10 protein-coding genes are annotated in these 9,387 nt (G+C 73.9%); 1 reads left to right on the plus strand and 9 read right to left on the minus strand.

All coding sequences use genetic code 11. From position 1 onward, the window contains the following. Positions 1-7: 7 nt before the first annotated feature. From L1785_RS20095 to pheS, 3 genes are read right to left on the minus strand one after another with little or no spacing between them, the layout of a single operon-like run. Positions 8-859, minus strand: a complete 852-nt coding sequence (locus tag L1785_RS20095; RefSeq protein WP_236091086.1) for an SDR family NAD(P)-dependent oxidoreductase — start codon at positions 857-859, stop codon at positions 8-10. Then, complete coding sequence (gene pheT, locus L1785_RS20100) at positions 852-3,422, minus strand: phenylalanine--tRNA ligase subunit beta (protein WP_236091087.1); 2,571 nt, start codon at positions 3,420-3,422, stop codon at positions 852-854. Before pheT ends, L1785_RS20095 begins: the two co-directional genes overlap by 8 nt. 1 nt (position 3,423) lies before the next feature. Beyond that, a complete protein-coding gene (pheS, locus tag L1785_RS20105) occupies positions 3,424-4,527 on the minus strand; it encodes a phenylalanine--tRNA ligase subunit alpha (protein ID WP_236091088.1) in 1,104 nt (367 codons plus the stop codon). 329 nt (positions 4,528-4,856) lie between these two features. Between pheS and L1785_RS20110 the strand changes: the two genes are divergently transcribed. Further along, entirely contained in the window at positions 4,857-5,507 is a 651-nt protein-coding gene (locus tag L1785_RS20110; protein WP_236091089.1) for a hypothetical protein, read from the plus strand. On the opposite strand, the gene thpR is transcribed toward L1785_RS20110, so the two are convergent. From thpR to infC, 6 genes are all read right to left on the minus strand, one after another. Next, entirely contained in the window at positions 5,491-6,108 is a 618-nt protein-coding gene (thpR, locus tag L1785_RS20115; RefSeq protein ID WP_236091090.1) for an RNA 2',3'-cyclic phosphodiesterase, read from the minus strand. The genes L1785_RS20110 and thpR overlap by 17 nt on opposite strands. A gap of 19 nt (positions 6,109-6,127) precedes the next feature. Then, positions 6,128-6,352 carry a VanZ family protein gene (locus L1785_RS20120; RefSeq protein ID WP_236091091.1) on the minus strand — a complete coding sequence of 75 codons (225 nt, stop codon included), beginning with the start codon at positions 6,350-6,352 and terminating at the stop codon, positions 6,128-6,130. Between the two features lie 34 nt (positions 6,353-6,386). Next, on the minus strand, positions 6,387-7,301 hold the full coding sequence (locus L1785_RS20125) for a TrmH family RNA methyltransferase (RefSeq protein WP_236091092.1): 915 nt from the start codon (positions 7,299-7,301) through the stop codon (positions 6,387-6,389). Between the two features lie 46 nt (positions 7,302-7,347). After that, positions 7,348-7,731, minus strand: coding sequence for a 50S ribosomal protein L20 (rplT, locus tag L1785_RS20130; protein WP_236091093.1), 384 nt, complete (start codon positions 7,729-7,731; stop codon positions 7,348-7,350). A gap of 64 nt (positions 7,732-7,795) precedes the next feature. Beyond that, the gene (gene rpmI, locus L1785_RS20135; protein WP_236091094.1) at positions 7,796-7,990 is read right to left on the minus strand and encodes a 50S ribosomal protein L35; all 195 of its coding nucleotides are present in this window, start codon (positions 7,988-7,990) and stop codon (positions 7,796-7,798) included. A gap of 101 nt (positions 7,991-8,091) precedes the next feature. Further along, positions 8,092-9,024: a translation initiation factor IF-3 gene (infC, locus tag L1785_RS23310; protein ID WP_308113391.1), complete on the minus strand. Its 933-nt coding sequence runs from the start codon at positions 9,022-9,024 to the stop codon at positions 8,092-8,094. Positions 9,025-9,387 lie beyond the last annotated feature (363 nt).

The raw sequence follows: 9,387 nt of genomic DNA on the forward strand, positions 1-9,387 counted from the left end.
CCGGACGTCAGCGGCCGGTGAGGTCCGCCGCCAGCGGGTCGGCGACGCCCGCCGGCAGCACCCGGAGGCGGCGCGCGGTGGCGGACGCCCCCTGCCCCCCTGCCGCGCGGGCGAGAGCCAGCAGCGACTCCGGCGTGTCGTGCGTGACGCGGATGTACCAGCCGGAGCACGCGTCGAGGTCGCCGCGGGCGACGGCCGCCACCATGTCGACCGTGCGCTCCACCGGGGTCCACTCGGCCCGCCCCGCGTGCATGTGCATGCCCGCCGTCATGTCGGTCGCGACGACGCCCGGCGCCACCTCGAACGACCGCAGCCCCAGCCCGTACCCGGCGTCGTGCAGGTGCGCGCCCAGGCGCAGGAGCGCCGTCTTGCTCGCGTTGTACGCGCTCGCGACCGCCATGTCGTGCGTGCTGGCGCCCGACGCCAGCTCGACGACCCGGCCGCCGCCGCGCGCGATCATCCCGGGGACGACGGCGCGCGACAGCAGGAACGGGCCGCGCACGTTCGTCTCGATGACGCCCCACCACTCGTCGGGGTCCGCCTCCCACAGCGGCCCCTCGGCCTCGACGCGCCCGGCGTTGTTGACGAGCAGGTCGATGGACCCGAGCTCGGCCTCGGCCCGCCCGACGGCGGCGCTCACCTCCTGCGGCGACGTCACGTCCGCGGTGAGCACCACGGCGGCCCTGCCGAGCGCGCGGATCTCGTCCGCGACCTCGGCCAGGCGAGCCTCGTCCCGCGCGAGCAGGGCCACGTCGAGCCCTGCACGCGCGAGGCCCAGCGCGACCGCGCGGCCGATGCCGCGCGACGCGCCGGTGACGAGTGCGGTGCGCGCAGCGGGCACCGTCGAGTTGTCAGGCACGCAGGACCGCTCCCGCACCCGCCGCCGCCGCTGCGACGACGCCCTCGCGCACCGCGCGGACCTCGTCCGCGCCGAGGGTGCGGTCCGCGGCGCGCAGGCGCAGCGCATACGCGAGGGACTTCTTGCCCTCGCCGAGCTGCGGCCCGGTGAACACGTCGAAGAGCGAGACGTCCTCGAGGAGCTCGCCGGCGCCCGCGACGATCGCCGCCTCGACCACGGACGCCGGGACCGACTCGTCCACGACGAACGCGAGGTCCTCCTTGGCGGCCGGGAACGCCGACACGGCCGCGGCCACGACCGGCTCGCCGGACGAGCCCGCGACCAGCGCGGAGAGGTCCACCTCGAACGCCACCGACCGGGCGGGCAGGCCCAGCCGCTCGACGACCTTCGGGTGCAGCTCGCCCGCGTGCCCCACGAGGGTGCCGTCAGCGAGCTCGAGCCGGGCGCAACGGCCCGGGTGCCAGGGCAGGTGCTCCGTGTCGGCCGTGACGATGACCTCGACGCCGACCTTCTCGGCCACGAGGCGTGCGGCGGCCACGGCGTCGGCCCAGTCGGCCACGCGGCCGTCACCCCACCAGCCGGCCGGCTCGCGGCGGCCGGTGAGCACGCCCGCGACGCGACGCGGCTGCGCCGGGACGCCCGCCTCGAGGGCGGCCAGCTCGTCCTCGGTGGGACGCACGCCGCCGGGCAGCGACGGCGCCACCGGAGCACCCGGCTGCGGGCGGGTGACGAGGCCGATCTCGAAGACCGCGAGGTCCGTCAGGCCGCGGGACACGTTGCGGCGCACCGTGTCCAGGAGCGTGACCAGCAGGTTCGTCCGCAGCAACGGCTTGTCGTCGGCCAGCGGGTTCGCCAGGCGCAGGCTGACCCGGCGAGGGTCGTCCGCCGGCAGGCCGAGCGCGTCGTACTCCGCCGCGCTGACGAACGGGTACGACAGCGTCTCGACGAACCCGGCCTCCGCCAGCGCGCGCGTCACCGAGCGGCGGGTGCGCTGCTCGGCCGTCAGCCCACGGCCGCCCGGCGCCGCAGGCAGCACCGACGGCACCTGGTCGTAGCCCTGGATCCGGACGACCTCCTCGACCAGGTCGGCCGGGCCGGTCAGGTCGGGCCGCCAGCTCGGCGGCGTGACCAGGAAGGTGTCCTCCGGCCCGTCCGTGACCGTGGCACCGATCTCCTCGAGCGTGCTGCGCACCTGCTCCGGGGTGTACACGACGCCGGACAGGCGCTCCGGCTCGGTCACCCGCAGCGCGACCGGCGCCGGAGCCACCGTGGTGTCGAGGTCGCTCACCGCGGGGTCCGCCGTGCCGCCCCCGAGCTCGACGAGCAGGTCGACGACGCGCTGCGCCGCGACCGCGGGGAGCACCGGGTCCACGCCGCGCTCGAACCGCTTGGCCGCCTCGCTCGGCAGCTTGTGCCGGCGCGCGGTGCGCGCCACGGTGATCGGGTCGAAGTGCGCGGCCTCGACCAGCACGTCCGTTGTCGTGCCGCTCACCTCGGAGGACTCGCCGCCCATGACGCCGGCCATGCCGAGCACCCGGCTGCCCGGACCTGACGGCGAGTCGGTGATGAGCAGGTCCTCCGGGTCGAGGGCGCGGTCGACGTCGTCCAGCGTGACGAGCCGTTCCCCCGACGCCGCGCGGCGCACCACGATCGGCGCGGCGACCTTCGCCAGGTCGTAGGCGTGCAGCGGCTGGCCCAGGTCCAGCATCACGTAGTTGGTGATGTCCACGGCGAGCGTGATCGACCGCATGCCCGAACCCTCGAGGCGGTGCTTCAGCCACGCGGGCGTGGGCGCCGACGGATCGACGCCGCGCACGATCCGCGTGACGAACCGGTCGCACCCGGTGACGCCGTGGATCGGCGCCGCATCGTTCACGACCACCTCGAAGCCGTCCGGCGTCGCGGCCGGCTCGGCGCCCGTCAGGACACCGCGGTCGGTGAACTTCGCGCCCGTGGAGTGCGCGTACTCGCGCGCCACGCCGCGGTAGGAGAACGCGTAGCCTCGGTCCGGGGTCACGTTGATCTCCAGGACCTCCTCGCCGAGCCCGAGCAGCGCGATCGCGTCCTGCCCCGGGGTGAGGTCCGCCTCCGCGTAGCCGAGGCGCGGCAGCACGATGATGCCGGCGTGGTCCTCGCCCAGGCCCAGCTCGCGCTGCGAGCAGATCATGCCGTCGGACACGTGGCCGTACGTCTTCCGGCTCGCGATCGGGAACGGGCCCGGCAGGACGGCACCGGGGAGCGCCACGACCACCAGGTCGCCCGGACCGAAGTTGTGCGCGCCGCACACGATGCCGCGCGGCGTCCCGCCCTCGGCGACGGGCACGCCGTCGACGTTGAGCGCGCCGACGTCCACCTGGCACCAGTTGATCGTCTTGCCGTTCTTCTGCGGCTCAGGATGCTGCTCGATGACACGGCCCACGACGAGCGGCCCGGTCACAGCGGCCCCGTGGATCGCCTCCTCCTCGAGCCCGACCTTGACCAGGTCCGCGGCGAGCCGCTCGGCCGTCAGGCCGGCGGGCAGCTCGACGTGGTCGGCGAGCCAGTCCTTGACAATGAGGGGCACGTCAGATCTCCGTCCCGAACTGCGTGGAGAAGCGCACGTCGCCCTCCACGATGTCGTGCATGTCCGCGATCGAGTGGCGCAGCATCAGCGTCCGCTCGATCCCCATCCCGAAGGCGAAGCCGCTGTACACGCCCGGGTCGATGCCGGCGGCCCGCAGCACGTTCGGGTTGACCATGCCGCAGCCGCCCCACTCGATCCAGCCGGCGCCGCCCTTCTTCTGCGGGAACCACAGGTCCATCTCGGCGCTGGGCTCCGTGAAGGGGAAGAACGACGGGCGCAGCCGCGTCTTCGCCTCCGGCCCGAACATCGCCTGGGCGAAGGCGTCGAGCGTGCCGACGAGGTTGGCCATCGTCAGGCCCTTGTCGACCGCCAGGCCCTCCACCTGGTGGAAGACCGGCGTGTGGGTCGCGTCCAGCGCATCGGTGCGGAACACCTTGCCGGGACACGCGACATAGAGGGGCACGCCACGCTCCAGCAGGGAGCGCGCCTGCACCGGGGAGGTATGCGTGCGCAGCACGAGGTTCGTGCCCGACGCCGGACGCTCACCTTCCGCCTCCGGCGCGCCTGCCGTCGTCGTCCCGGCGACGTAGAACGTGTCCTGCATCTGGCGCGCCGGGTGGTCCGGACCGAAGTTCAGCGCGTCGAAGTTGAACCACTCCGCCTCGACCTCGGGCCCGTCGGCGATCTCCCAGCCGAGGCCCACGAAGAAGTCGGCGATCCGGTCCTGGATCAGCTCGATCGGGTGGCGGGCTCCCAGGGGGGAGCGCCGGACCGGGAGCGTGACGTCGACGGACTCCTCCACGAGCACACGCTCGTCGCGCTCGGCCTCGAGCTCGGCCTGGCGGGCGGTGAGGGCCTGGGCGATCGCGCCGCGGCGGGGGCCGACGAGCTTGCCTGCGGCCGCCTTGTCGGGACCGGGCAGCGCGCCGATCGCGCGGTTCGCGAGGGCGAGCGCGCTGCGGTCCCCGGTGTGGGCGGTGCGCACCGCCTTGAGCGCGTCGAGGTCGGGCGCGGCCTTGATCTCGTCGAGCGCCACCGCGACGGCCGCGTCGAGCGCGGCCTCGTCGAGCGGGTCGACGTTTGCCTGAGGATCGGGCGTGGACATGCTGGCCTTCCTGGCGGGGTCGGGAGCCGCGGACCCGTCCCGGGAACGCCCGAGCACAGGTCGACGCGGCAGTTGCAGTCTAGGTGCCCGCCAGGGCTCCGGACGCGTCGTCCACAGGGGAAACGACTCAGCGCCCGCGCGCAGCACCCGCCGCGCGGCCCGTGACGGGCCCCGTAAATCGGCGGGTGAGCGACAGCATGGCGCCATCGTTCCACGCGGGCTCCGCACCAGGCAATCGCGTACTCGTCGGAGCTGGGCGCTTGGCACACTTTTCCTGTCCGGAGCCCGCGGTGACGCGCCGCCGCGCACGCCGCTGCCACACTGGGGCCGTGAGCGGCGACGACATCTCCCGTTTCGCGCCGGGCCGACGGCGCGCGTCCGGCGAGCGCACGCCAGGATGGCCCCGCTACGGCCCCGGCGCGCCGGGGCCGACCGACCCGCTCGACGAGACCCTCGGCAGCGACCTGCGCCCGTCCCGCCGGCCCCGGCGGGACGCACGTCCCGAGCACGACGCGACCCGTCCGACGTCGGACCTGCCCGCCTGGGGCACTCCGAGCCCGACCGACGCGCCCGTCCGCGACGCCGGTGCGGACCCTGCAGGCAGTCCCAGGCGGCCCGCCCGGTTCTGGCGCTGGTTCGGCGGCGGCGGGCTGGTGGCGCTCCTGACGCTCGTCCGCCTGCCTGCCGGGAGTCACGAGGTCGAGGAGGCCGCCGTCGGCGTTGCCGCCCTCGCCCTGGTGGGAGGCGGCGTCGTCGTGTTCGTGCTGGTGGTGCTCGCGCTCATCTGGCTCGTTTCGCGCGGCAGCTCGACGCCCGCGACGTCGATGGGCCCGTCGGTCCCACCGCGCCGCACGAGTCAGCCCTTCGTCCCGTGGTCCCGTGCCCTGGGCCTGTGCCTCGGTGCGCTGCTCGTGTCCTTCGTCGTCTACGTGTCGGTGTCCGACCAACCGCTCGCGCCGCCCCTCAGCCCCCCAGGGTGAACGACTCCACCGGCGTGTACAGGGGGCCGCTCTGCGGGCCCTCCCCCAAGCGGGACTCGACGAGGGCGAACGAGTCGACGCGCCAGGTCGGGCCGGCGTACACCGACAGCGCCTGCGCCGCGGGCTCGAGCTCGGAGCGCGGGCCGTCCAGGGCCCGCCGCCACCGGCCCCGCGGCGGCTTCACCTGACCGGCGCGCGCCCGCGCGACCGTCAGGTGGGCACGGTGCGGCTTGACGTCCTCGGGGACCTCGCGCGGTGACGCGTCGAGGCATGCCGAGGCGAGGCCCTTCAGCGCGCCCAGGTCGCCGTCGACGCCCATCCAGAGCACCTTGCTCGAGAACGTGCCCGCGCCGCGTAGACGCACCTCGAACGGGCGGTGCTCCCGGGCGAGCGCCGCGAGCTCGTCGGTGAGGTCCGGGATGCTCCCCTCGGGGACGTCGGCGTAGAACGCGAGGGTGACGTGCTGCATCTCGCGAGGCAACCAGCGGGGACCACCGCGGTTCGCGTCCGAGGTCGTGAGGTTCGCGCCGACACCGTGCAGCGCGAGGTCGAGGTGGTCCAGGACGTTTGCGGGCGGGAACACCGCGGTGAACAGACGCACCGGATGATCCTAGGGCCCGTCACCCCGCGCGCCGCCACCAACGGTACGAGCACGCGGCCGCGAGCAACGCCCCGGCTGTGTTGAGCAGGACGTCGTCCACGGACGAGACGCGACCCAGGTCCAGCGCGTACTGCAGAACCTCGACCAGCGCGAAGCGCCTGACGCGAGCGCCCGGCGGCTCCACGGCGATCGCGCTGAGCACAGGACCCCATCGCTCCCAGACGTCGAGCCACCAGGTCAGCACGGCCGCGACCCTACCGGCGCCGAGAGAGGCAGGGTCAGCGCTGCGCGCGGCTGCTCGCGTAGAGACAGACCGTCGCAGCCGTGGCCAGGTTCAGCGACTCCGCCAGGCCGCGGATCGGCACGCGGACCACGGCGTCGGCCAGCGCCCGGTCCTCCTCGGGCAGGCCCCACGCCTCGTTGCCGAAGACCCAGGCGGTCGAGCCCGCCAGGTCAGGGCTCTGCCCGACGTCGGACCGGTCGCCGCGGGCGTCCGCCGCACCGGAGCGGTCGCCCCCTGCCTCGGCGCGGCCGGCCACGTCCAGGAGGTCGTCGAGGTCCCGGTCGCCGGCCCCGTCGGCAGCGAGGACCTGGCACCCAGCGGCACGGAGGCGTGCGACGGCGTCGGGCAGCGAGAGGCCGCTGACCACGGGGAGGTGGAAGAGCGACCCTGCCGTGGACCGGACGACCTTGGGGTTGTGCACCTCGACGCTCTCGCCGGCGAGGACGACGAGGTCGGCGCCCGCGGCGTCGGCGGCGCGGATCACCGTCCCGGCGTTGCCCGGGTCGCGGACCGTGGCAAGGACCGCGACGAGCAGCGGCCGTCCGGAGCGGTCCGCGGGCCGCGCGGCGAGCGCGTCCTCCAGCGTGGCCGAGGTGGCGTTCAGCACCGCGAGCACGCCCTGGGCGTCGGGGCTCATGGCCTCCAGGACCTCGCGCGTGCCGAGGTGGACGTGCAGCCGGGCGGCCGCGGCGTCGGCCACGATCTCGGGGTAGCGCTGGGCCGCGGCGTCCGTGAGGTAGACGTCGCTGACGTCAGCGGCGGCGTACCGCACCGCCTCCCGCACGCCCTGCGGCCCCTCGACGAGGAACTGCCCGTGCCGGGAACGCGCCGGACGCCCGGCCAGTGCCCGTACCGCCTTGACGCGATCGGCTCGCGGGTTGGCGAGCGTCACGTCAGGCGTGCGGGGCACGGTCCGGGCGTCCGGGGTGCTGCGCAATGTGTCGCGCAAAAGGCGCTCAGGCCGCGGCCGGAGCGTTGACGTCCGCCGGCAGCGCCGCCTTGGCGACCTCGACGAGCGCGTTGAACGCAGCCACGTCGTTGACCGCGAGCTCGGCGAGCATGCGGCGGTCGACCTCGACCCCAGCGGCCTTGAGGCCCTGGATGAGGCGGTTGTAGGTCAGCCCCTGCGCGCGGGAAGCAGCGTTGATGCGCTGGATCCACAGCTTGCGGAAATCACCCTTCTTCGCCTTGCGGTCGCGGTAGGCGTAGACGAGCGAGTGGGTAACCTGCTCCTTCGCCTTGCGGTAGAGGCGCGAGCGCTGGCCGCGGTAACCGCTGGCGCGCTCGAGGATCGTACGGCGCTTCTTCTGGGCGTTGACCGCCCGCTTCACGCGTGCCACGTGTAGCTCCTTGGTTTACTTCGGGGCCGGAAGGTGGGTCCGGGCGGCAGAGGCCGCCGACGGGTCACTTACCGAGCAGCTTCTTGATCTTCTTGACGTCTGCAGGCGCGACGACCTGGTCCTCGGCGAGCCGGCGCGTGAGCTTGCTCGACTTGTGCTCGAGATAGTGGCGGGCGTTCGCCTGCTCGCGCATGACCTTGCCGGAGCCGGTGATGCGGAACCGCTTCTTGGCGCCGGAGTGCGTCTTGTTCTTCGGCATGACTGCCGTCTCTCCTCGTGTCGGTCGGCCGCGGGTGCGGCCGACGTGGTGCGGGCCCGGCCGGTGGGCCGGGCGCGTGTCGATAGGTCTGTGGCTCCCGGTCAGCCGGCCCGGCGGGGGGCCGAGGGCTTGGGCGCCGCAGGCTTGGGTGCCGGGCGGGGAACCGCCGCGCGGGGCGCGGGTGCTGCCGGACGCGGCGCCGGCGGACGCGGTGCCGGCGGCCGGGGGGCGTCCGCGACGGGCTCCGGTGCCGGGGCGGGAGCGGGCTCGGGCGCCGCAACCGGGGCGGGAGCGGGCTCGGGCGCCTCGGCCACCGGCTCCGGCTCGACGGGCGCAGCCGTCTCGACCGGCGCCGCCGCCTCGGCGTACGCCTCGATGGTCTCGTCGGTCTCGACCTCGTCGAACTCGGTGTCCTCGTACTCCGGGTTCTCGGCGCGGGCCGCGGCGGCCTTGGCCTCGGACTTGGTCATGCGCTGGGCGTTGACCTCGGCAGAGCGCTTGCGCTGCTCGACCTTGGCGTCGGCCTTCTTCTTGACCGGGCCGAGGACCATGGTCATGTTGCGGCCGTCCTGCTTCGGCATGGACTCGACGAAGCCGAGCTCCGCCACGTCCTCCGCGAGCCGCTGCAGCAGGCGCACGCCCATCTCCGGACGGGACTGCTCACGGCCGCGGAACATGATCATGACCTTGACCTTGTCGCCGGCGGAGAGGAAGCGCTCGACGTGGCCCTTCTTCGTGCCGTAGTCGTGCGGGTCGATCTTCAGGCGGAACCGGATCTCCTTGAGGACCGTGTTCGCCTGGTTGCGCCGCGCCTCACGCGCCTTCATGTCGGACTCGTACTTGAACTTTCCGAAGTCCATGAGCTTGGCGACGGGCGGGCGGGCATCCGGGGCGACCTCGACGAGGTCGAGGTCCGCGTCCTGGGCAAGCTTCAGGGCAACCTCGGTGCGGACGACGCCGACCTGCTCCCCGCCGGGACCGATGAGTCGGACCTCGGGGACGCGGATCCGATCGTTGATGCGAGGCTCGCTGATGGTGGTGCTCCTAGGAAGTCGTCGGTGCGACCCTCAGGAACGGGAAATGCCCCCATCCTGAGCACAGGTGGAGGCCATCACGGATGGGCGAGGCCGTTCATGGGAACGGCTCCGCCCGACCGGAAACCCGGACTCCGTCGGCGCCTTGGCGCTCGGTCGAGACTCGGGTGGGATGGGATCCACTTTGTGCACCCGGCGCGGCTGCTGCAACTGCTTGATGTAGCGGCGTGATGCGTCGGGTCGGTCGACTGACAAGGCTAGCACGGGTGACCATTCGCGCCCTACCGAGGCGGGTGTGACGTCGTGGGGGGCCGCGCCCACCCCAGGCCCCCCGCCGGTTGTGCAAAAATGAAGTGGTAGACG

The sequence above is a fragment of the Antribacter soli genome (assembly GCF_021568775.1).
GTDB lineage: Bacteria > Actinomycetota > Actinomycetes > Actinomycetales > Cellulomonadaceae > Antribacter > Antribacter soli.